This is a genomic window from Bacillus sp. UMB0728 (assembly GCF_002858875.1).
In the GTDB taxonomy this organism is placed as follows: Bacteria; Bacillota; Bacilli; order Bacillales; family Cytobacillaceae; genus Bacillus_AB; species Bacillus_AB infantis.
Map to the genome: position 1 here is coordinate 955,389 of NZ_PKLA01000001.1, position 21,914 is coordinate 977,302.

Genomic DNA, 21,914 nt, shown 5'->3' on the forward strand with positions numbered 1-21,914 from the left:
AAAAAAACAAAAAATCGCCTAACTCATGGTTTAGACGATTTCATTTTATCTTACGCAGTTGATCGCAGTCTGCAATAGCTCGATATCCTTAACAATTTCTGACTTTAAGGCTTTGTCTTTACATCTGTTATATTCTTTTTTCATCCGTTGGATTTCCTCTAAAAAAATGTAGTATTCTATGCTGTTCATAATCGCCCTCTTACAATTTGAATTATTTACTACTCTTTACCCTTTTTACAAAAATGAAAACAACAAAATATGTCATTTTTTAGGTGACAGGCACCTATACCAGTTATAGACCACCTACAAAAAGCCCCAACACCAGTCATGCCGGGGCTTTCATTATAATTGATAAAAAATGCTGTGACTGAACAGCCTGCAATTATTCCTGTTTGTTATAGTGAATCGTGTATGTGAGTATATTGCCTTCCAGGCGGATGGCTACTTCCACAAGTCCGGAATGGGATATATAATTAGCGGAACTGCCGACTGATTCCTGTTTCTCCCATCCTGCCGGGCTGTTCTCTAAAGCTTTTAAATAATCCGAAAGGTTGCGGCTCGAAGCCTCCTCCCACCGGTATTCTTCATACCCGGAGCTGACAGTGACCGGCGTCAGGCCAACCGGATACAATATCTCTCCATATCCATGGGTGACATAAAGGGGCTCCGGATGAATGTAAGGGTCGACGTCTTTGAACCGCAAGCTGGCAATAGCCTGAAATATTTCTGCATACTCAAATTTAGGATAATCAAAGGAGAAGTAAACCCAGTCTTCGCCATCGGGCTGGATGAAAAAATGATAGCGGAGAGCCGTATCCATCATCTTGACATGCTCAATGTACATTATGGTTTTATAAGGGAAATGCTCCAGTTCTTGCCTGACGTACATTGAGCGGGAAGATACGATGCTGTCCATGTCCTGGTCTGATATGTTTTTGCCAAAGCCCGCCTTGGTTTCCGTCCCCTCCGCTCCCCTTAAGAACTCAACTTCACCTTGTGATGTTTTCACTTTAATCCCCGGCAGGTCCCAAGTATAGGGGTGGCCACCCAGCATAATAAAAGAAGCATCTTTTGGCAGTTTTGACTCCTGCAGGGAAAGCAAAAGCAGAGCTCCGCAAATAATGAAAAGCAGGCATGCCGCCGCAATTGAGCCTGCCCCGAAAAAATTTGGCCCTATGTGACTGCCCTTCCTTGCAGAATGCATGATTCTCCTTTTCAATTGCTCGCTTTCATCTCTGCCAGGCACAAGCTCACGAAGAGCATTCCACTCGTGGTCATCATATTGACCTTTCAATTCCATCGCCTCCTTTCATCCGCTTTTCCTTCTTCAGCATTTGTATGGCGCGCGAAAGAGTTTTGCGTACCTTCGCTTCCGACCAGCCCAGGATTTCAGCGATTTCCTTCGAAGTACATTCCTCTACCTTGCTTAAAATAATGACAATCCTGTAGTTGGGCTTCAGCTCCTGGATCTGTTTCATCAGTTCTTTTGCTTCCTCCTTCAGCTCCACAATCTTCTGTACATCCAAACCAGATGGAATATAGCTTTCCGCTAATCTCCTGAGAAAAATCCTCCTCCTTTTCTGCCGGCGGATTTCATCGAGCACCTTATGCTTGGCGATGGCAAACAGCCAGGTTTTCACAGACGATTTCTCCTCGAATCTATCTATGGCCGACCAGGCTTTCAGAAAAGTATCGTGTACAATATCATCACATCCCTCTTTTGTTCCGAGCATAATCCAAACAAACCGGAACAGTTCTGTGCCGTATTGCTCATACCATTCAAGGATCAGTCTTTCCTTGTGATTCCCCACACACTCACCTGCTTTTCATATTCTATATACTTAGTCGCCTTTAAGACAAAACTGTGACACTTTAAGAAGAGAAAAATTGAAAAACCTTTTTTATCCTTGATATAAGGGTAAAATAATCAGGATATAGTGGATATCAGGCTTCCGGTATGATACCATTTACAAGTTAAAGAAAAGGAAGTGACTGAAGATGATAAAAATTGAAATTCCAAATCCGGATTTGACTCTGACTAAAAACAAGCATGCCGATGAACAGACCTCCTCCGTACTGAGCAATCTTTACGGCTTTACGGATTACCACCGAATCCCCCGTGATAAAGGAGGATTGATCCTGTTCCTTGATTCAAATGAGGACCTGATGTTTGTAGGAAAAGCCCGTAAACTGAGGCAGCGTGTGAAGAAGCATTTTGAAGACACTGTTTCACCGATCAAGGATGTCCGCCATGATGTATACAAAATTGCCTTGATTTATGTAGAAGACCCAATGGAGAGAGAAATTTATGAGACCTATATCATCAATACTCTCCAGGCCAAATATAATACAGATAAGGTTTTTTATAAATAACCTATGAACGAAAAAACGAAGCATCGCTGCTTCGTTTTTTTCTTATTTTCCCCAGTTCTTCAGATCATCTGTTGACATAATATTCAGCCAGGCGTCTTTTTCACTCTTATCTCTTTCAGGGACCTTAATGGCATAGTGCAGGAACCAAATTTCCCCTCCCTCGCTTTCAATCCTGCCTGTTTCATACTGGTCAGGATGGACTGCATCGTCTGTCACCTCGAATTCGTAAAACAGATTCTTAGCATCTTCCGTTAAGATCTGAAAACGGAGATTTCCGGCTACAGACTTCTCAAGAGCAGCTTTAAATTGAGCAGCATAATCCTGTACACGAGCCCCATTCGGATTGCTGAAGCGCTGGACTGTGATCAGCTCAGACCAGTTGTCGACCGTTTCTCCCGCAAGGACATATTCTTTGAACAGCCCGTTTTGAGAATCGGTAAATCCGAGCTGCCATTCCTTTCCGTTGGCGATAAAGCTTTCCTTCTCTGCCGCCTCTTCAGCATCCTTTTCCTTCCCTGCAGCATCCACTTCCTCTATTGCATTTTTTACAGGAGCTGCTGTCATTTTATCTGAAGCTGGCTCGCTTTCCGCTGCTCCGGAACAGGCAGCGCTCATCATGATCAGGCCAGTCAATACTAATACCAGTTTCATATGCTTCAATAAGATCCCCTCAATTTCTGTAAGAATAGATAAATTTTACCTGAGAGAATCCGAAACGGTCAATTTTCTTCAAGCGCTTGCCAAGACCATCCCGCAGAAGCAATCAGCAGCTGAGTGCGGCTGCACAAGGAATCACTCCATGTCACACTGACGAGCCGGATGAAAACGGCGGCGCTGCCTGCTGACTTACTATATTGGTTTTTAAATCCGTTCTACCTTACTGCCGGACAGCCATTTTCGACTTTGCCTCCAGTCTCCTTTTATGCAAAATAGGCTCTGTATAGCCATTAGGCTGATTTCTCCCCTCAAAGATCAGCTCACAGGCCGCCTGAAATGCCACTGAAGTGCTGAAATCATCAGACATCCTCTTATAGCCCGGCTCATTCTCATTTTGTGCATCAACTATCTTCGCCATTTTCTTTAGTGCATTCATGACCTGCTCTCTAGAAACAATTTTATGGTGGATCCAGTTGGCCAGATGCTGGCTTGATATCCTCAAAGTGGCACGGTCCTCCATCAGGCCGACATCATGAATATCCGGCACTTTTGAGCAGCCAATGCCCTGTTCCACCCAGCGGACCACATATCCAAGAATACCCTGGGCATTATTTTCGATTTCCACCTGGATTTCTTCAGATGACCAGGATCCGCAGGTTTCCACCGGTATTGACAGCATTTCATCTCTATACAGGGACGGGTTTTGACACTCTTTTTCCTGGATACCTTTTACATTAATCTGATGGTAATGCAATGCATGAAGGACGGCCGCTGACGGTGACGGCACCCAGGCAGTATTAGCCCCGGTCTTGAGCTGGGCACCCTTCTGCTCGAGCATCTCTTTCATTTTGTCAGGCATAGCCCACATGCCTTTGCCTATTTGAGCCTTGCCTGAAAAACCGGCTGACAGTCCTGTTGAAACATTGGATGTTTCGTATGCCTGCAGCCAATTGGACTTTTTCATTTCTCCTTTACGCACCATCGGGCCCGCTTCCATGCTTGAATGGATTTCGTCCCCTGTCCGGTCAAGGAAGCCTGTATTGATGAACACGATGCGGTCTTTGACTTCTTTTATACAACTCTTTAAATTCAGTGAGGTTCTGCGCTCTTCATCCATCAGGCCGATCTTCAAGGTATTCCTATCAAGCCCGAGCAAATCCTCTGTTTTATCAAAAAGCTCCCCTGCATACGCAACTTCCTCCGGCCCATGCATTTTAGGCTTAACGATATAAATAGACCCTTTCCTGGAGTTAGCCGGTTCCTCTGTGTTTAAAAGAGAATGCATCCCTGCCAGACTCGTAAAGACAGCATCAAGGATTCCTTCGTGCACTTCATTTCCTTCCTTATCCAGAACTGCCGGATTGGTCATCAGATGGCCGACATTGCGGACAAACAGAAGCGATCTGCCCTGCAGGGAAAAAAGATTGCCTTCAGGATCCCGATAGTGCCTGACACCGTTCAGTTTCCTAGATATGATCTTACCGCCCTTTGAGAAATCTGCGCTGAGCTCCCCTTTCATCAACCCTAGCCAATTCCTGTATACGAGCACCTTGTCCTCCGCATCAACAGCCGCAACTGAGTCCTCGCAATCCATGATCACTGTAACAGCTGCTTCCAAAAGAATATCTTTTATGCCTGCCGGATCACTTTTTCCAATATCAGATGCACGGTCAATCTGGATCTCAAAATGAAGTCCATGATGCTTCAGCAATACAGCCTCGGGATGATCCTTATCTCCCCTGTAACCGGCAAAAGCTTCCTGATCTTTTAATTTTGAGGATGACCCATCCTTCAAAGTAATGACCAAACTGCCTTCCTTCGCTGAATACCTGACAGCTTCCTTATGGGAGGCACCGTCAAGAGCGGCAGCCTGATCAAGAAATCCCTTTGCGAATTCAATTACTTTATTTCCGCGCACACGATTATACTCGATTGACCTTTCTGCTCCGCCTTCTTCACTGATCGCATCTGTCCCATATAAGGCGTCATACAAGCTCCCCCAGCGTGCATTGGCCGCATTGATGCTGTATCTGCTGTTATTGACCGGCACAACCAGCTGCGGACCTGCCTGCAGAGCAATCTCGTCATCCACATTTTCCGTGCGGATCTTGAATTCTCCCGGCTCCGGGAGCAGGTAACCGAGATCGAGCAGGAACTGTTTATACGCGTCAAAGCTGAAGTCATCGCGTTTTTCAGAATGGTAGCGGTCAAGCTCCCTTTGCAGCTCCTCCCTTTTCGCCAGCAGTCTTTTGTTCTCTGGTGTAAGCACTTCAATCAGCTTTTCAAAACCATTCCAGAATGCTTTTTCTTCCAGGCCGGTCCCGGGAAGCGCCTCCTTCTGTAAAAATTGATGCAGAGCCTCATCCACCTGCAAGTTTCCGATTTTCCGATAGTTTGCCATCCTTATCCTCCTTTGATTTATATTACACAACGCTGTTTCTCTAATCTGTTATAGTACAGAATAGCATAAAAAAAGAAGTCTTTACAATTATTTTTTTAAAATTAAAACTTTAATGAACAGAAATAAGACCGGCCCTATCCGGAACCGGTCATTCTTCTTCCTCTTCTTCATCTTCTTGTGCGGCTTCTTCTTTTACCTTATCAATTTTTTCGAATGCATTGGCAAGAAGAATGGCGGCGCTGATAATTTCGTCCAATATTTCGAGAAATTCGCCAAAGTCCACTTCGTTCTGCGAACATTCTCTGATCGCCCTCATAATATCTGTATAGAACCGCTTGTACTCCTTCTCATACCGGCTGTTGTCCATTTCCCTGATTGTTGTCCCGTCTATGCTGATGGCATGATAAATCAAGCTCGATAAAGTTTCAACAGCCGCCTGCAGCCGCTGCTCTTCCTTTTCCGATTCTCCGGGGAGATGATAAAAATAAACATCACATAAAGTTATATAGTAGCTTTCAATATTGGTATCCTGCTGTATATGCTTTAACTTGGCCATCGGCAGCCCTCCGCCTGTATGTTGCCCATCCTGCGGAATATTATCCCTTGCTTGAAAGGTTTCCCGGCATTAATGGCCTGCTGGAAGAACTCGCCTCCCAGGAGATGATCGTAGTACTGTCCCGGACTTGATGTGCCTTAATTAATCTAGCATTTCTTTCACACCCTGCCCATCTGAAGCATACTTCAATGCCGACATGATCTTTTCCGGGTTTTCATACGGCAATCCAGGGCATTCAAGGAGGCCATCGGTCGTAAGGAAGATGGTATTTATGCCTGCTCTGAGCTCCCTCCTTCCTGTTGTATAACAGGGAACAGACAAATCAAAAGCATTGGCCCTTCCTGTCCATTCAAAAAATTGCCGCTGGTTCAGCTGATGCTGTCCCATAGCCGCCAGTTCGGGGTGAAAGAGGAATAGCACACAATCACCGATAGACAGCCACCAAAGATACTGACCTTTCCGAAAAGCAAACAGGCAGGCCGTTTCTCCTTGTACCTTGCTGCATTCCAACCTGAACGCTTCAGAAGCCAGAAGGGCCAATATAAACTTTTCCACACCAGGTATTGCAGCATCAGCTGGAAGCATCAGTATTTCTAATATGTCTGCCTTTTTTGACTGAATATGCTGCAGGACCAGCTCTGCACTTTCTGCTGATTCATGGGCATCCAGTATAATGGCAAACTCCCATTCCCGATTTCCATCAGCCCAGACAAGGCAGCCATCCTCATTTTTATACTGGCCGGCCTCTGTATTTCCGCCAAACCGCCCTATCGTGATGCGGGATTCCTGCCTGACATCTGGATTATCCAGGTAAGGGGCATCCTTCCCGGTCCAGCAAATATCAATCATGTTTTTGCTCCTCGAGGTAAGACTTGATCCTGCGGCAGATTTCACTGACCTCCTCTTCATCTCCCATCGGAGCCTGCTCCCAGTCATACACACTCATTGGCCCCCAATGTTTTTCCGGTGTGCCCGGGTAGCGCGGCACCAAATGCATATGCAGATGAGGAACGGCGTTACCTGATACAAGAGAATAAATATGCTCTGCTCCCTCGCTTTCCTTTAAGGCCCGGCTAATCCTCGCCATAGATTTCCCAAAAGCCGATGCTTCCCCCATCGTTAAATCCGCCAGTGTCGGTGCATGCCTTTTCAAGTCAATCATCAAATGTCCAAGATAAACGGGCTTTCCGCCTCCGTCAATATGTCCAACATAAACAAACTCATCCTCATAGATTACACTTCCTGAAGTGTTGATTTTCCCCTGGTGCTTATTGCAAATAAAGCAATCACCCATACGATTTCCCTCCTTTGATAATTGGTATATTATAACTTCCGCTGGTTGTTGTCTATATTTTCTGATATTATAGCTTTTTTGATTGAAGGAGTGGATTCAGGCGTTAGAGCTGGCATCATCCCCTTTTTTTGGGGCTTAGTGGGCAGAAGTTCTTTTCAGAAGCACCGTCTATGACTCTTTTTCGGTTTAGAGGGCTCTAGTTTCTTGGACTAACACCCTCTAATTCTCTTTTTCCAATTTAGATGGTCTTAGTTCCCCCGACTAACACCCTCTGATTCCCTTTTTTCAATTTAGACGGTCCTAGTTCCCCCGACTAACACCCTCTGATTCTCTTTTTCCAATTTAGACGGTACTGCTTCCCCTCACTAACACCCTCTATTTCTCTTTTTCCGATTTAGACGGTCCTGGTTCCCCGCACTAGCACCCTCCAGCTTTGACCATTAAGATCTTAACTCATTCTTCTGCTAACTAAATAAGCCGGACAGAAAATGTCCGGCTTCCTCTTTTATGCTGATACATCCCTTTTATTGAACAGCCAGAAGGCAAGCGCATGGAAAATGGTGAAATACACAAGCAGGACGATGACAGAAAAGGTGAGCGTCATTCCTTCCACAGGTGGTACTCCGTCGAAATAAACAGTCAGATCCGTGTTGGCAAAAAGAATATATTTTGCCCAATCGAAAAGACCTGCCAGAATAAATGTTGCCGTCCCTCCAGTGAAAAGCAGAAACAGGGAAAGGCCGATGGCAAGTGAACTGTTGCGAAAAACCGCTGATATCATGAATGCCATCGTTGCGACAAGCAGCACATCAATACTTGCGAGCAGATAGGAAACTGCGAGATGTCCCGCTATGCCCCTTTCAACCACTTCTCCACCCGAATAGGCAAGATGAGGAATTTGTTCAGATGGAAGACCGAACAGAATCACACCGAGCAATGTGGCCAGCCCGTATATCAAAGCCAGCATGAAAAGCCCGAACAAAAAGACGGTTATGTATTTGGACAGCAGGATTTTCGATCTGCTGATTGGCCGGATCAGCAGGAGCTTGATTGTTCCCCATGAAAATTCAGAGGCGACGATGCCTGCAGCTACGATGATGGTAAAGAGGCCTGCAAAGGATATCAATGCCTGGGCTTTCTCTACGAAAGACCATACCGAATATCCGGTTTGGGGAGGGATATCATTCTCAATCTGGTATTCCTTGATGGCAATTTGCCGTTTATAGAACATATCCAGATTGGCGTTGAAATTTTCTTCCATCTCAGTTTTGTCAGTCTGGATGCTTTGTTCCATAGTCTGCTTCCAGTCAGCCTGCGGCTCCTCTCCGCCATTCTTTACTTGGTCATATTTCTCAAATCCGGCATAGACCATTGTAAAGAGTATAACAAGCCCGACCATAACAAGCGTACCTGTTCTGCGGAAAATTTTTATCCATTCATTCTTGATTAAACTACCCATGCTTGACACCCCCAGCCGTCACTTCAAGGAATCTGTCTTCCAATGTTTGCGAAGCCGCTCTCACCCCGTAGACCGCTATTCCGCGTTCAACAAGGCTTTCGACGATAACAGGCACTTCGTCTCTTGTGCAGCCCGCTGTAAAACCATCTGCTGTGCGGACAATGCCGAATTTGTCTTCTAAAAGAGACAATGCCTGGCTGAGATCGCCTGTTTCAAAAGCGTAAACCGACCCGGTCTGCACAAAATCATTTACCTGCTGCACTTCTGCCAGCCGGCCATCCTGGATGATGGCAATCCGATCGCACATCATTTCCATTTCTGATAGCAAGTGGCTCGATACGATAACACTCATGCCTTTTTCCCTGGTGAGCATTTTCAGATGGTCCCTGATTTCCCTTATCCCGGCAGGATCCAGGCCGTTCGTCGGCTCATCCAGGATCAGGAGTTTCGGATCATGAAGCAGGCATTGCGCCAGTCCGAGCCGCTGCCGCATACCGAGCGAATAGGTGCGCACCTTGTCATGGATCCTATCCTGCAGACCGACCAGCCCAACTACTTCGTCAATCTTCTTTTTAGAGATATCTTTTTGCATCCGTGCATATTGCATAAGGTTCTGGTAGCCGGTCAGAAACTTGTACATTTCCGGGTTCTCCACAATTGCACCAATGTGGCTAACGGCACCGGCAAAGTCCTTGCGGATGCTTTTCCCGCAGACAACCACGTCACCCTCTGTAATCCCGATCAGGCCGACAATCATCCTGATCGTCGTCGTTTTACCGGCGCCATTGGGGCCGAGAAAGCCGAATACCTCTCCTTCGTTTACAGAAAAACTGAGTCCTTTGATGATTTCTTTTCCTTTGATCACTTTTTTTACATTGTCCAGCTTCAAAATGGGATCCAAAACTGTGCCTCCTATCATTCTCGTTCTAACCATAATACGGAAGAGGCTGGAAAAAGGTTCATTTTTTTAGCAGTTTTTAATATTTCCTCTCTTTTTCACCATTTGGATTGTTTGATAGACTAAGCAAACTGTCTTTCCCAGACAGGCATTCAATGCTTGCTGGCTTAAAAGCTGCCCCAGTCTTTATATGACTATTTTAGGGAAACTGTTAATATATTCGTCAAATTAAGCTAATTGTATTGTTTCTTTTGACAAAAAATTATAATATTTTTAATATACATACAAAAATGCGGTGAAATAAATGGAAATAACCAGGCACTTGTTTTTCAATTTGGCGTTGATTATCATTCTTCTTTTTTTCTCATTGGTTTGGTCAGAGAGAAGGCAAAGAATCTCTTTTTCCCGCGTGTCGTCCCTTATATGGCTATCACTGATGCTTTGGATGAGCCTGCAGTTTTCTTTTAAATCCTCGTCCGACTTCCAGTTTGACCTGAGGCTCATCCCGGTTTTGATCGGCGGCTTGTATGCCGGTCTTGGCCTTTGGCTCAGCGTGATTGCCATTGTCTTCCGCTCGTTCTTTGGACTTGGTACCGGTTTCTGGCTCAATGTTCTTTTGTATGTGCCGCTCGGATTTTTACTGTGGCGCATTTATCCTAAATTCAAAATACAGCCTCCGCCAAAAAGGATTGCCTTTTCGGTCCTCTTGACTGTTATTTTAAGTGTAGTGACAGTCATCGCTATGGAGATATGGTCTTCACCTGAAAGCAGGCTTGATGCCTGGGCCGCTCATCTGGCGGTTCCGACTGTCGGGGTCGCAATGATATCCTATATCATTGAATATGTCAGAAAGGATCTTGAGCTCAAGAAGAAACTGATAAAAACTGAAAAGCTGGAAGCTGTTGAGCAGATGGGTGCCGCAATTTCACATGAAATCCGCAACCCTTTGACAGCTGCGGCAGGCTTTGTACAGCTATTGATCGAGCACCCTCAGCCCCTTGAAAAAAGAAGGGAGTATCTGCATATCGTTAAAGGCGAGCTTGAATCAGCAGAAAGGGTTATAAAAGATTATTTAACTTTCACAAAACCTTCTCTCGACTATATAGAGGAAATTAACGTAAAAAAAGAAATCACGCAGGTAATCAACATTCTGACACCACTCGCTAATCAGAATTCTGTCAGGATTACAGCCAATTTTGCCATCCTTGGTTCCATTGAAGGAGACCGGCAGAAATTCCACCAGTCGATTCTCAATGTCCTGAAAAATGCCATTGAAGCGATGCCTAAAGGCGGCGACCTCCTTGTCGAGACCAATTATACGAAAAGCCATATTTCAATATCGGTCAAGGATACCGGCGTCGGTATGACTCCTGAACAGCTGCAGAAGCTCGGCGAGCCTTATTATTCTACGAAAGGCTCAAAAGGGACCGGCTTGGGGATGATGGTTGTATTCAGCATCGTCAAAGCTATGAAGGGAACAATCAAAGTCGAAAGCAAAGTCGGGGCAGGCACCACCTTTTACTTTTCTTTCCCTGTTTTCAGCCCTTCTGCCAAAAATGAAAGATTTTAGAGGAGAAGCAGATTCTTCTCCTCCTTTTGTATTCCCTTCTTAGAATTTCTCCCCATAGACTTCAATATGGAGTCTCCGGATATGCGCTTCAAGAAGATCCCTTCCAGCAGGAAATATATCAATCCATTTCAGTCTGAAATACAATGATTTATAAAACATCATCAAATTGGTCCTGAGATGATAATAGGCGTTTCCATCACTTTTGCTTTTTCTGGTGTCCTCCTCGTATAGAGACAGCTCATTCAATTTATTGGCCAAGGTGCTTTCATTTGATTTTTCAAAGATAGCCGTGAGCGGGAAAATGAGCCGTTCGGGTTCATCATCAGTATAAACGCCGTCGTTCCTTGATACACAATGAAAAATCACATCCATCCCCTGTAAGAGCAGCTGCTCGCTGCAGGAGATAACCGGGTGGCGGACGAGCTCATTTAAGAGGTCTGCTGCATGAGCCATGCTGTGTGCCCAGCCCTTTTCTTGCACATACCCCCGAAGGTCTTTTTCTTTCTTCATATATTCCAATGTTTTTCCATATGTATAATGAACTGTTTGATCGGAAAGAAATCTCTCTGCTGCATCTTTTTGAATAACCAATGCCAGCACCAGGGAAGAAAAACTGCGGGTAAACACGCTGTCATCTCCCTCTGCCCCGAGATGGTAAAATAAATGACTGTCATCCTGGCAGACGGCAAGGATTTTTTCAAGCATTATATGTGAAAAGCTGCCTTCTCCAATAAGCCGGGCAAAACTGGTGTAAATCAGATGATCCCGCAGATATGGATCAGCTGATCCAATTTCTTCAAGCATAGCTTTTGCCAAATTCATTAGTTCCGATTCTGTTAGTGCAGCATCATATAATTCTTCTAATCTCTCCTTAAGCTTATACGATTTCTCCGGCGCACTTTCTTTGAAAGCCATACTTCTTCCTCCTCAATTTTTCATAACAGTAAAGATTCGACTCCAGGCCTTCCGCTTCCTGCTGTTAAGCATGAAAAAGCAGCGCCGGCATTCAGCGCTGCTTTCTTTTCATTTTCTTTGTGCGTACATCATATTCTTTACTTCTACAATTTTGAATTTCCTCTCAAGATTTGTAAGCTGCGGAATCAGGTCAGTGATGCAGTCTGCATAAAATTCAGTGCTGATGAATTGGTCCTCACGGTTTTTATATACAATTTTATATCGGTTCATGCAGCTTCCTCCTGTTGTATGGGTTGTACTATTCTGTTCCCGTTTTTCTGCATGATTGAAACCATCAATCTTCAACCTGGATAATCTGGTCACGGTCAGCCTTCTTCAATGTATAAAGCCTGTAGGCATGGCTGATGATGACCTTGATGATTGCATAGGCAGGAACAGCGACGATCATCCCGATCAGACCAGCAAGATTGCCCGCAACCAACAGGATCAGGATAATGGTAAGCGGATGGACATCCAGCTTTCTCCCCATGATGAGCGGAGAAGATACATTTCCGTCTATTTGCTGGACCACTATCACCACGAGAATGACTTTCAGCGCCATAAAAGGCGACATAGTAAACCCTACGATGACTGCCGGGACTAGGGCTAGAAATGGCCCCAGGAAGGGAATGACATTTGTTAACATGGCCACAATAGCCAGAATAAGAGAATAATTGATTCCAATAATCAGATAGCCGATATACATCATGACACCCACAATGAAGCTGACGATTGCCTGGCCCTGTATATAGGAGCTGAGGGCTTCATCCATATCCTTTAGTATTTTCCTTGTCTCTGCAGCCTGGAAATACGGCAAATATCTGACCATGCCCTTTGAAGCCCCTTCGCTGTCCTTCAGGAGATAAAAGACAATGAAGGGCACTGTTACAATCACGGTTACAACACTCGTGACGATGCTGAACACGCCCGTCAGGCGGGAGCTTAAATCCGAGAAGTTTGATTTGAAATATGAACTCATCTGTTCTGTAATATAGTCGAAGGTAATATAATCGTTTTCCTGGAAACGGGAAAACCATGCGCTGTTCTGAAGCTCATCCGCTTTGTTTCTAAGCCCCTCTATATATTGCGGGTAATTGTCCATCAGATCTTTGAACTGGCGCTGCAGCTCGGGCCCCACAAAGTACACAAGTGCGGCTGTCCCTCCAATGACGATAAGGTAGATCAAGAGGATGGAAACAACCTTTGGAACCTTTTTCCTGTTAAGGAAATAAACGATGGGGCGCAGCAGATAATAAATAACCCCCGATATCAGAAAAGGCATAAATAGAGTTTCAAAGAATATTTCAATCGGTGTAAAAATAAAATCGATTTTCGTTGCGAGGAAGATAATAACCATCACAATAATAATTCCATAGCCGATTTTAAACCATTTAGAGCTTGGCAAAGTATCACATCACTTTCATTATGTATAAAAGACTTATACCCTCTCTTTCATTTCATCATTCATCCGTACTCTAACTTCTGACCATTCATTAAATAAAGCCAGATTCTTTTAAGTAATTTATACATCTACCCTTTTCTCCATCAAATATGCAGCCTGTGTCTCAAAAGCCACGCCCATTATCAGTGATACATGATAACCTAGAGCCATGTATAAACAACATAAACGAGATTGGTTAATTAAAATAAGAAAAGCCAGAAAGCTGACCCAGGAGACCGTGGCTACTAAGGCGTTCATCGACAGGGCTTATTATGCACAAATTGAAAGCGGGGTGAGGAATCCCAGTGAGGAAATCAGGCAAAAGATTGCCCAGATCCTGAACTTCCACTCTTCTGCCTTTAATGCGGATGATGAAAGTCCTTTCCGTTATGCACTGGAGGCTGCACCCATGATCATCGCTCATTGTGACATGGATTTAAAATATACATGGATTTTCAATTACCATCCCTTATTCCCGCCTGAATCTCTCATAGGGAAACGGGACGATGAGCTGGGCCTTGGGATAGGGGGACAAATGTATGCACAAATGAAAAGAACTGTCATAGAAAAACAGATTTCGATCCGAAAAACAGTCTCCTTTTCACTTCCGGACAATTATCTTTATACATATATGATCTTTGCCCACCCACTCTTTGACAGCACAAAACAAATCATAGGTGCTGCCACCATACTAACAGAGCTGTCCAAAATAACACTGACAGAAGACATTGATGCACCATCCGGATAATTTCTGTACACAAAAAGGGCGAACCAGGACGGTTCACCCTTTTCTAATCATTCTTCCTCAAGGCTCTCAATGGCCTGCTTTACATTTGCAAAGGTCGGTACAGAGGTAAGATCGATTCCTTCTGTAACAGCCTGCTGCGCAAGATCCGGCCGGACCCCTGAAGCGATTGTATTCACCCCTACTAGACGGAGTACACTACGGATATCAAATACATACTTTGCGATTTGGGCGTCTATATTGACAGTGCCGGAAAAGTCCATGATCAGGCATTCTATCTGCAGTTTTTTAATTTCCGGCACCACTTTTTCCATAATCAGCTTGGCCCGGTCATAATCAATTGAGCCAATCAGCGGAAGAACAGCAATGCCATCTTGTATGGGAACGACAGGAGCAGTCAGTTCGTTAACCTCATCCCGTGCCCTTTCCAAAAGTAATCCGGAAAATCGTTCAAAAGCAAATACAGTTTCATTGATGCTGATATCCAGAATCAAATTCACCTTTTTTATCAGCAGTACAACTTCGTCCATGCCTAAATCAAATTCTTTTCCTATCCTGGTCACTTTGTCGATAAACACTTGCCTGGAATCAGGATAACGCATTAAGATGTCCGAAATGCGGCCGCCGTTTTTTGCCTGCCGCTCCCCATTCTTCTTGCTCCAATCCAGCAATCCGTCAGGCATCTTCTCAGTTTCGGACACAATGGACTCCCCAATAAACTTCATAAAAGATTCATAAGTCTTTTTGGCATTCTGAATTTCTTCCTTTGGCACCTCAAAGTCAAATTCCTGAACAATGCTATCCACCAATTCATCTGCCAGTGATTGTGCATAGGTCTTAAAATATGAAGAAATTTTGTCAAATGGCTTCATGTGTCGATTCCTCCTAGTTACGATGTCTCTATTATATCGCATTATAAAGCATGGGACATCATTCAGAGATAATTAGTTAATGCAGGACCTGCAGAAATGTATTCCAATAAGCTTTACAAAGAGGTTTTTCAAAAACTCCCTGTAATGTGAGAAAAGCTTCACAACGTTTCTTCCCAGTAAAACAAGGGAATGATAGAAGTAATTCTATTAATCTACTGGAGGAGAATATTCATGAATAATCAATTGATTGGCGGCTATGATTCGATCGAGGAGCTTACGGAAGCACTCTCTTCAGCTAAGGACAACGGCTATAACAGCAGAAAGCTGGTAATCGTTTCAAAGGACGGATCCAATATTGAAGCACTTGCTGAAACATACGGGGCCATTGCCAAAATCATCGGCTCACAGGAACTCGGAAACCAGCGCTTTCTGGATTCCGCTAAAGCCTTGTTTTTAGGTGCAGATCCGGGAACCAGCTCAGGTATCCACTCAAACGATGAGTACGCGAGCTATGGTGCAGCTGATAAAGATGCAGAAGAGTTTGCGCAGAGGGTATTTGACGGGCAATATGTCCTGTTTGTTGATAACACCATTGAAGAAGATGAACTGCTTCGCCCTTCCCATGAAGGGAACCAGCTTGGAGATACTCCAGGAGATGAACCATCTGCCAGAAGGGAAGGATATTGATCGGAAATCCCGGCGTTTGCCGGGATTTCATTTTTTATTGGATCCCCGTACGATAGGACAATTCACAACTCTGCTTCCAAAGAAAAAAGCCCCCTGTTTCCAAAGGGAGCTCCCCGTTCCTTAAATGACCAGCTCACGTCTTTCAAGATAGCGGTCAAGTTTTCGTTTAACGCGCTGGAGGGCGTTGTCGATTGATTTGACGTGAGTATCCAGTTCCTCAGAGATCTCAATATAAGAGTGGCCGGCAACGTATAGATCGAGAACCTTCCGTTCCAGATCGCTCAGCTTCTCGGCTATTTTCTCTTCGATGTCTGCAGTGTTCTCCTGGTTCACAATCAGAATGGCCGGATCTGTAACCATGGTTCCCGGGAGGATATCCATGAGTGTGTGCTTGGATTCATCTTCATATATCGGCTTGTCCAGTGAAATATAGGAATTAAGCGGCATTTGCTTCTGGCGGGTGGCCGTTTTTACAGCGGTGATGATCTGCCTTGTAATGCACAGCTCAGCAAACACTTTGAATGAAGCAAGCTTGTCCTCCTTGAAATCACGGATGGCTTTATATAGCCCGATCATGCCTTCCTGAAAAAGATCATCTTTGTCTCCGCCGATCAAAAAGAATTTGCTCGCCTTCGCCCTGACAAAGTGCCTGTATTTTTTCATAAGATATTCAGATGCCATACCATCCCCATTTTGAAAAAGGACCACCAGTGTTTCGTCTTCATAGTTTGAATAGTCTTCTATCAGTTTTACTGCGATGCTTGCACTCACTCATATCCCTCCATCTATCATTCTGAGTCTGAAGTTTGACTGACAATACCATTATTGTTTTTTCTAAAAAGTCCGTCTATTAACTTATTTCTATCTTAAACCATTTTCCGCCTAAAAGATATGAACAAATAGCGAGCTTTCTTTACAAACTATGACACTCAGTGAAGCACAGGCAGAAGATTGGACGTCTATTGCTGTGGATTTAAGCTGGCTGCATGGGATGCTGTCGAAAATTTTTATGTATACAGCATTAAATGTGCATCACCATCTTGTCTTTCACTTTCGCCGCACCGCCAATTTCCAGTCTTTCAATTTCCCCTGAATCATCTGCGGCTGATAGATTTGCCTTTATGATAGAGGGCAGCCCCATTGTTTCTCCCTGGTGAAAAAAATGCGGGCCGGCTGCAATTTTTTGATGATGATAAAGATAGCCGCATAGAGCGCCGCTGGCACTTCCTGTCGCACTTTCCTCTGGTATGCCGGCTGCAGGAGCAAGATTGCGGCAGACTGCCGCAGGACTGCCTTTTTCATTGAAAGCAAACAGATGATACCCTATTGCCTGATACTTTCTGCTGATCTCAGCCACCCGCACGAAATCAGGCCGGATCGATTCCAGAACATCACGGGAACGGATAGGGACCATAATGTCCGGAAGTCCGGCAGAAACAATCTGGACCGGAAGACCTTCAGCAAGATCATCAAGGCTGATTCCCAAGGAAACTGCAGCCTCTTCTGGAGGAAGAGCTGTTCCCATTTTCGGAAGAGGCTGTTCCAGGAAGACCTCTCCCGTGTCACTCGCTCTTGCTTTAAGAAAGCCTGCATGACATTCAAATGTGTGCTCTCCAGGGGGAATCCTGCCTTCCTTGACAAGCAGATGGAAGGAGGCGACAGTAGCGTGTCCGCAAAGGTCGACTTCGTTCTCCGGTGTAAAGTACCTCAAGGATATTTCACCTGCTCTTGAACGGCTGATAAATGCCGTTTCAGAAAATCCCGCCATTGAGGCAACTTTCTGCATCTGGACGGTGCTCAGGCCATCTGTGTCGAGAACCACTCCTGCCGGGTTTCCTCCCTTATTGTCCCTGCAGAATGCATGTACTATATAGACGTTTACTTTCATATAAAAGTTTCCTTCCTTTCCATTATAAAAGCCGCTTCCTGTGAAGAAAGCGGCCTTTTTTCTGTTATGCCTGCTGCAGATCCCCTACGAATTGGTCTATGAAATGCTGCGGGTTGAGTTTTTCGCCGGTTGCTTTTTCTATCTTTTCATTCCAGTGGAGGGCCGCTCCCGGCTTGAAAAATTCTTCAAGCAGATAGCTTCCTGCTTCTTTAGAAAGAATATCACCCTTCAGATTTTTCTTGATATGCTGTTCCAGCTGTGAGGTTGTAAGTTCCCCCAACAGATAATTTTGATAGTATACAGGCACAAGGGTAAAGTGGATCTTAGCTGCCCAGTGCGGGATATCCTGATTTTCCGGCGGATTCAGGAATTGGACCTCTTTGACGATTTTCCACCAGAGACGGTTCAGATCCTGGTCCGGATTTTCATATAGTTCTTTTTCAAACAGCGAAAAAGTGATGAACCAGCGGGCTGAAATGAGCATCTGCCTTCTGAGCGCCAATTTCAGCTCGCCAGCCAGTTCTTTTAATTCCTGCTCATTAATGCCGAGGAATTTCCCCAGCCACTCCGGATTCCGGCCCATCCGTCCGTAAAGCATCGCAATCGCTTCAGTCGTCAATGTATGTGCCGGTGCTCTGAGAAGGAAAGGAAGATCCCGGTCAATATATTTGAAATATACGGCATGCCCGAACTCATGCAGCATGGTGGTCGACCAGTAATCGCTGCTGCTGTTGTTGCACAGGACCCTTACGTCCCCTTCCCTGTCGATGTCTGTACAAAATGCATGCTGATTTTTCTTTTCCCGCGGATAAAGATCGCTGTTTTCCAGCATATCCCCTATCTCCATTCCCATGGAAGCAAATGTAGCAGCTGTCAGCTCCTCCAGATTCTTCCCTTCATAGTAAGAATCCAAGTTCAGTGCTTTAGAAGGAGGCGCTTCCTGAAAGAATGGATCCGCATAATGCCAAGGCCTGATTTCATCTATTGATATGGAAAGGCGTTCTGCAATTTCCTCATCCATTTCCCGCTTCAGCTGATGGAATGGTTCATCCGAAATTTTCTTCAGCTCATCGAAGATAGCAAAAATAACGTCCCTGTCCAGCTCCTGGAGTTCAAAGCTCATTTCATGAAAATTTCTGTAGCCAAGCTTCATGGCTGTTTCGTTCCTTAATTTCACAAGGTCAATTAGCTTCTTTTCGACTTTGCTGCCAATTGTCTTGCTTGCATGCCAGGCCCTCTCACGCAGCTCGTTATCCTTGCTATCTGTAAGGATTTTTCTGATATCATTTTCCGACACTTCCCTTCCATCCAGAACGGCTCTGTATGTATTGAAGACACCTACTAACTCTGAGCTTCTTTCAGAAAGTTCCTTAAGTACATCTGCGTCAAGCTGATTTTTTACCATGCTGTTCTTCAGCAGCTGCAGCTGCCTTTGTTCAAGCTGGTTTAGTTCCCCGCTTTCGAGGAATTCCTTTACCTCTTGAAATCTTTCAGAATCTGATAAGTAGAGGCTGACATCCGTCTGTGCCTCAGCTGTCTTCCTGTTCCATTCATCTTCTCCAGTTGTAGAAGCTTTCCATGAAGCTTCAGCGCGCTTTTTCTGGAGCTTTTGCAAGGCTTCGTTTTGCTTTTGTAAAAACTGTTCTGCTGTCATGCTTTTTCCTCCTCTGGTTTTCGGACTTATTATATATTCTTGGCATGACAGCAAAAACCCTGTTTCTCTGCGTAAAAATTTCGTATACCGAAATTTTTATTTGCTGAAAGCATTGACTGCTGCAAGCATGATAAAGGAAATGCCGATCATGACTGCCGTCCAAAGCCAGGCCATCTCCATATTGCCCGAGTCAATGGCAAAATAAATGGCCGTCGGAATCGTTTGTGTTTTGCCGGGAATATTGCCGGCAAACATCAGTGTTGCCCCAAACTCCCCAAGTGCTCTGGCAAAGCTGAGTATGGCTCCGGCTGCCAGTGCTTTGGCCGACAGCGGCAGTGCTATATAGAGAAAAACCTTCACCTCTGAAGCTCCATCAACTCTTGAAGCATCCTCTATTTCCTTCTCGATCGTTTCAAAGCCTGTCTTTGCAGACTGGTACATCAGAGGAAAGGCGACAACACTGGACGCGATTACGGCTGCCAGCCATGTAAATATAACCGGCTGCCCAATAAAGATTTCTATCGCTCTCCCAAAGAATGACTGCTTTCCAAACACGATGATCAGCAGGAATCCGACCACTGATGGGGGGAGTACGAGAGGCAGGAGGAGGATGGTTTCTATAAGCGGCTTTCCTTTAAATTTTTTAAATGCAAGCAATCTTGCCAGAAGAATGCCTGCAGCAAAAACAATGGCCAATGAAATGGCAGCCACAGAAATCGACAGCCGGACGGGCGACCAGAAATCTTCCGTCATCCTACCCTTCTCCGGCTATATTCAACTAGTTTCATTATTTTAATGCCCCCTGTATTTTCTGCTAGATTCATTATAGCCGAAAAATGAAGGCGATAAAGGGATTTTGCTTTCTGTCTCTTAAGATTTAGAGGTATTCTTTTTATAGTTTTCAGCCGAATTTGCCAAAATAAAAAAGGACAGGCAATTGCCTTGTCCTTCTATCCATTATTTATGGAAGCTTTTTAATCTTATTTTCAATGCTGATGCGCTCTTTGATAGCCGGGATTTCTTCAGGGTAGCCAAAAGCGATGATGCCGACTACTTCGCTCCCTTCCTCAACTCCGAGCACTTCCCTCGCAGCCTTTGAAGCACCAAGAGAACACCAGAAAGTCCCAACTCCCTCATCCCATGCCTGCAGCATGAAATTCTGGATAAAGCATGCAACGGCAGCTGTATTTTCAACTGTCTCCAGATCAGTTTTTCCATGCTTGACTGTGACGGCCATCACTTCCGGCGCTCCGCCAAAATCTGTTTTATGCTTCAGCTTTCCGCGTGTCTCCGGGCCGGCAAAAATAATATCCCAAGGCTCAGTCATTTTATGGTTGGGAGCAAGGCTGGCCGCTTGAAGCCACTTCATGAACAGCGCCTCATCCACTGGATCTGCTTTAAACTTTTTAATTGTTCTTCTAGTGGTAACCAATTGTTCAATATTCATTACAGCAAGCACCTCATCAATAATGATAATCATTTTCGTCAAGTTTATTATAGCAAATAATTCCTCTGATTAGAACCATAAAGCAAAAGCCCCGTACTTTTAGCAGCAGGGCTTTTGCTTTCGGAGGTATATACTTTATAGGTATGCAGCGACTTGGACAGTTATTCTAAAATTCTGCGGACCTTTGTGGCCTAGCTAGATGTTGTTATTTTTCACACTTCTGCTGTCATCCTGCTCACCATCCCACACTACACCTGCCGGCATCGCCAGAAAAACCCCGTCAGCAGACTGCTGTCCAAATCCCTGATTTTTCTTTCCATTCACGGCTTTGTTCACCGTAATATTCTGGCCAAATACTATGCCATTACCATGATCAGAACTTCTTATTGATGTCTTGCCTATGGTTACACGCGCAGGATAGAACATGCTTTTCCCCCTTTTCTTCTCAACGCCCGTTTATCATAAATTATGCTGAGCTGAATATACTTAGAAGCAAACAAAGGGGGAGATATAATTGCCGGCTCCTGCGCCATTTATCAATATCAACATCTGCGCAATCAAGATCAATTCTTTCGAGAACGCTTCCGCAGTCAATATCGGCCAGAACCTTCTTGCCGAGTGGCATAATTCGGATAAAAAGAATCAGGGCTACGGACAGAATTTTGGGGATGCAAGCGGATTTATCGGTACAAAGGGAATCGTTGATGACCGTGATCAGCTTGACTCCAATTCGACCTTCGATTCTGCGAGAATTCCAAATCTGTAGGGAGTGATGCCAGTGATATTTGCCCCCATGGTGGTAAATCTTCTCGCCTTAAAGGTCAATGTGCTTGACCATGCTTCTATTGTGAATATGGGGCCGAACCAATTTATCGACCAGTTCATCTCGTATAAGAGAAACCAGGGATTTGGCGAACAAAATGGAGACGTCTCACCTATAAATATCCCTATATCCTGGATTGCCGATCCTGACCTGAATGATTCCAACTCAGTGAAAAACAGTGTGATATAGAAAAAG

General features: G+C 44.7%; 25 protein-coding genes. 6 read left to right on the plus strand and 19 right to left on the minus strand.

Annotated features, from left to right (window positions below; translation table 11 throughout):
* Positions 1–382: 382 nt before the first annotated feature.
* Positions 383–1,294, minus strand: a complete 912-nt coding sequence (locus CYJ37_RS04965) for a hypothetical protein (RefSeq protein WP_101548281.1) — start codon at positions 1,292–1,294, stop codon at positions 383–385.
* Positions 1,278–1,811, minus strand: coding sequence for an RNA polymerase sigma factor (locus CYJ37_RS04970; RefSeq protein ID WP_094767754.1), 534 nt, complete (start codon positions 1,809–1,811; stop codon positions 1,278–1,280). The genes CYJ37_RS04965 and CYJ37_RS04970 overlap by 17 nt, the downstream gene beginning before the upstream one ends.
* 187 nt (positions 1,812–1,998) lie before the next feature.
* Between CYJ37_RS04970 and CYJ37_RS04975 the strand changes: the two genes are divergently transcribed.
* The gene (locus tag CYJ37_RS04975) at positions 1,999–2,373 is read left to right on the plus strand and encodes a nucleotide excision repair endonuclease (RefSeq protein ID WP_009793222.1); all 375 of its coding nucleotides are present in this window, start codon (positions 1,999–2,001) and stop codon (positions 2,371–2,373) included.
* 42 nt (positions 2,374–2,415) lie between these two features.
* On the opposite strand, the gene CYJ37_RS04980 is transcribed toward CYJ37_RS04975, so the two are convergent.
* The 7 genes from CYJ37_RS04980 to CYJ37_RS05010 all read right to left on the minus strand — a co-directional run bounded on the left by CYJ37_RS04980 (position 2,416) and on the right by CYJ37_RS05010 (position 9,659).
* Positions 2,416–3,033 carry a hypothetical protein gene (locus CYJ37_RS04980; protein ID WP_101548282.1) on the minus strand — a complete coding sequence of 206 codons (618 nt, stop codon included), beginning with the start codon at positions 3,031–3,033 and terminating at the stop codon, positions 2,416–2,418.
* 217 nt (positions 3,034–3,250) lie between these two features.
* Positions 3,251–5,431: a malate synthase G gene (locus CYJ37_RS04985; protein WP_101548283.1), complete on the minus strand. Its 2,181-nt coding sequence runs from the start codon at positions 5,429–5,431 to the stop codon at positions 3,251–3,253.
* Between the two features lie 148 nt (positions 5,432–5,579).
* Positions 5,580–5,987, minus strand: a complete 408-nt coding sequence (locus CYJ37_RS04990; protein ID WP_101548285.1) for a hypothetical protein — start codon at positions 5,985–5,987, stop codon at positions 5,580–5,582.
* Positions 5,988–6,128: 141 nt separating this feature from the next.
* Positions 6,129–6,836, minus strand: a complete 708-nt coding sequence (locus tag CYJ37_RS04995) for a protein phosphatase 2C domain-containing protein (protein WP_308302642.1) — start codon at positions 6,834–6,836, stop codon at positions 6,129–6,131.
* The gene (locus CYJ37_RS05000) at positions 6,829–7,281 is read right to left on the minus strand and encodes an HIT family protein (RefSeq protein ID WP_101548287.1); all 453 of its coding nucleotides are present in this window, start codon (positions 7,279–7,281) and stop codon (positions 6,829–6,831) included. The genes CYJ37_RS04995 and CYJ37_RS05000 overlap by 8 nt, the downstream gene beginning before the upstream one ends.
* Before the next feature lie 505 nt (positions 7,282–7,786).
* Positions 7,787–8,740, minus strand: coding sequence for an ABC transporter permease (locus CYJ37_RS05005; RefSeq protein ID WP_009793216.1), 954 nt, complete (start codon positions 8,738–8,740; stop codon positions 7,787–7,789).
* Entirely contained in the window at positions 8,733–9,659 is a 927-nt protein-coding gene (locus tag CYJ37_RS05010) for an ABC transporter ATP-binding protein (protein WP_374703142.1), read from the minus strand. The genes CYJ37_RS05005 and CYJ37_RS05010 overlap by 8 nt, the downstream gene beginning before the upstream one ends.
* Before the next feature lie 415 nt (positions 9,660–10,074).
* Here CYJ37_RS05010 and CYJ37_RS05015 point away from each other — a divergent pair, with 415 nt between their 5' ends.
* Positions 10,075–11,208 (plus strand): sensor histidine kinase, encoded by a 1,134-nt coding sequence (locus CYJ37_RS05015; protein ID WP_101548465.1) that lies wholly within the window; start codon positions 10,075–10,077, stop codon positions 11,206–11,208.
* 39 nt (positions 11,209–11,247) lie between these two features.
* Here the strand turns inward: CYJ37_RS05015 and CYJ37_RS05020 are convergent, their stop codons facing one another.
* The 3 genes from CYJ37_RS05020 to CYJ37_RS05025 form a co-directional block, all read right to left on the minus strand.
* On the minus strand, positions 11,248–12,123 hold the full coding sequence (locus CYJ37_RS05020; RefSeq protein ID WP_101548288.1) for a DUF2785 domain-containing protein: 876 nt from the start codon (positions 12,121–12,123) through the stop codon (positions 11,248–11,250).
* A gap of 108 nt (positions 12,124–12,231) precedes the next feature.
* Positions 12,232–12,393 (minus strand): hypothetical protein, encoded by a 162-nt coding sequence (locus CYJ37_RS27055; RefSeq protein WP_022544023.1) that lies wholly within the window; start codon positions 12,391–12,393, stop codon positions 12,232–12,234.
* A 64-nt stretch (positions 12,394–12,457) separates the two neighbouring features.
* The gene (locus CYJ37_RS05025; RefSeq protein ID WP_009793210.1) at positions 12,458–13,567 is read right to left on the minus strand and encodes an AI-2E family transporter; all 1,110 of its coding nucleotides are present in this window, start codon (positions 13,565–13,567) and stop codon (positions 12,458–12,460) included.
* A 205-nt stretch (positions 13,568–13,772) separates the two neighbouring features.
* On the opposite strand from CYJ37_RS05025, the gene CYJ37_RS05030 reads away from it, so the two are divergent.
* Entirely contained in the window at positions 13,773–14,351 is a 579-nt protein-coding gene (locus CYJ37_RS05030) for a helix-turn-helix domain-containing protein (RefSeq protein ID WP_101548290.1), read from the plus strand.
* A 47-nt stretch (positions 14,352–14,398) separates the two neighbouring features.
* On the opposite strand, the gene CYJ37_RS05035 is transcribed toward CYJ37_RS05030, so the two are convergent.
* Complete coding sequence (locus tag CYJ37_RS05035; RefSeq protein WP_101548291.1) at positions 14,399–15,220, minus strand: STAS domain-containing protein; 822 nt, start codon at positions 15,218–15,220, stop codon at positions 14,399–14,401.
* A gap of 231 nt (positions 15,221–15,451) precedes the next feature.
* Between CYJ37_RS05035 and CYJ37_RS05040 the strand changes: the two genes are divergently transcribed.
* Positions 15,452–15,907 carry a general stress protein gene (locus CYJ37_RS05040; RefSeq protein WP_009793206.1) on the plus strand — a complete coding sequence of 152 codons (456 nt, stop codon included), beginning with the start codon at positions 15,452–15,454 and terminating at the stop codon, positions 15,905–15,907.
* Between the two features lie 120 nt (positions 15,908–16,027).
* Here the strand turns inward: CYJ37_RS05040 and sigH are convergent, their stop codons facing one another.
* From sigH to CYJ37_RS05070, 6 genes are all read right to left on the minus strand, one after another.
* Positions 16,028–16,678 carry an RNA polymerase sporulation sigma factor SigH gene (sigH, locus tag CYJ37_RS05045; RefSeq protein ID WP_009793205.1) on the minus strand — a complete coding sequence of 217 codons (651 nt, stop codon included), beginning with the start codon at positions 16,676–16,678 and terminating at the stop codon, positions 16,028–16,030.
* Positions 16,679–16,928: 250 nt separating this feature from the next.
* Positions 16,929–17,795 (minus strand): PhzF family phenazine biosynthesis protein, encoded by an 867-nt coding sequence (locus tag CYJ37_RS05050; RefSeq protein ID WP_101548292.1) that lies wholly within the window; start codon positions 17,793–17,795, stop codon positions 16,929–16,931.
* 64 nt (positions 17,796–17,859) lie between these two features.
* Complete coding sequence (locus CYJ37_RS05055) at positions 17,860–19,449, minus strand: M2 family metallopeptidase (RefSeq protein ID WP_180827249.1); 1,590 nt, start codon at positions 19,447–19,449, stop codon at positions 17,860–17,862.
* Positions 19,450–19,545: 96 nt separating this feature from the next.
* On the minus strand, positions 19,546–20,202 hold the full coding sequence (modB, locus tag CYJ37_RS05060; protein ID WP_009793202.1) for a molybdate ABC transporter permease subunit: 657 nt from the start codon (positions 20,200–20,202) through the stop codon (positions 19,546–19,548).
* Positions 20,203–20,410: 208 nt separating this feature from the next.
* Positions 20,411–20,896, minus strand: a complete 486-nt coding sequence (locus tag CYJ37_RS05065) for a nitroreductase family protein (protein WP_101548467.1) — start codon at positions 20,894–20,896, stop codon at positions 20,411–20,413.
* A gap of 195 nt (positions 20,897–21,091) precedes the next feature.
* Positions 21,092–21,322, minus strand: a complete 231-nt coding sequence (locus CYJ37_RS05070) for a hypothetical protein (RefSeq protein WP_009793200.1) — start codon at positions 21,320–21,322, stop codon at positions 21,092–21,094.
* Between the two features lie 88 nt (positions 21,323–21,410).
* On the opposite strand from CYJ37_RS05070, the gene CYJ37_RS05075 reads away from it, so the two are divergent.
* Both CYJ37_RS05075 and CYJ37_RS05080 read left to right on the plus strand, forming a co-directional pair.
* The gene (locus CYJ37_RS05075) at positions 21,411–21,662 is read left to right on the plus strand and encodes a hypothetical protein (RefSeq protein ID WP_009793199.1); all 252 of its coding nucleotides are present in this window, start codon (positions 21,411–21,413) and stop codon (positions 21,660–21,662) included.
* A gap of 12 nt (positions 21,663–21,674) precedes the next feature.
* Positions 21,675–21,908: a hypothetical protein gene (locus CYJ37_RS05080; RefSeq protein ID WP_101548300.1), complete on the plus strand. Its 234-nt coding sequence runs from the start codon at positions 21,675–21,677 to the stop codon at positions 21,906–21,908.
* The last annotated feature ends 6 nt before the right edge of the window (positions 21,909–21,914 follow it).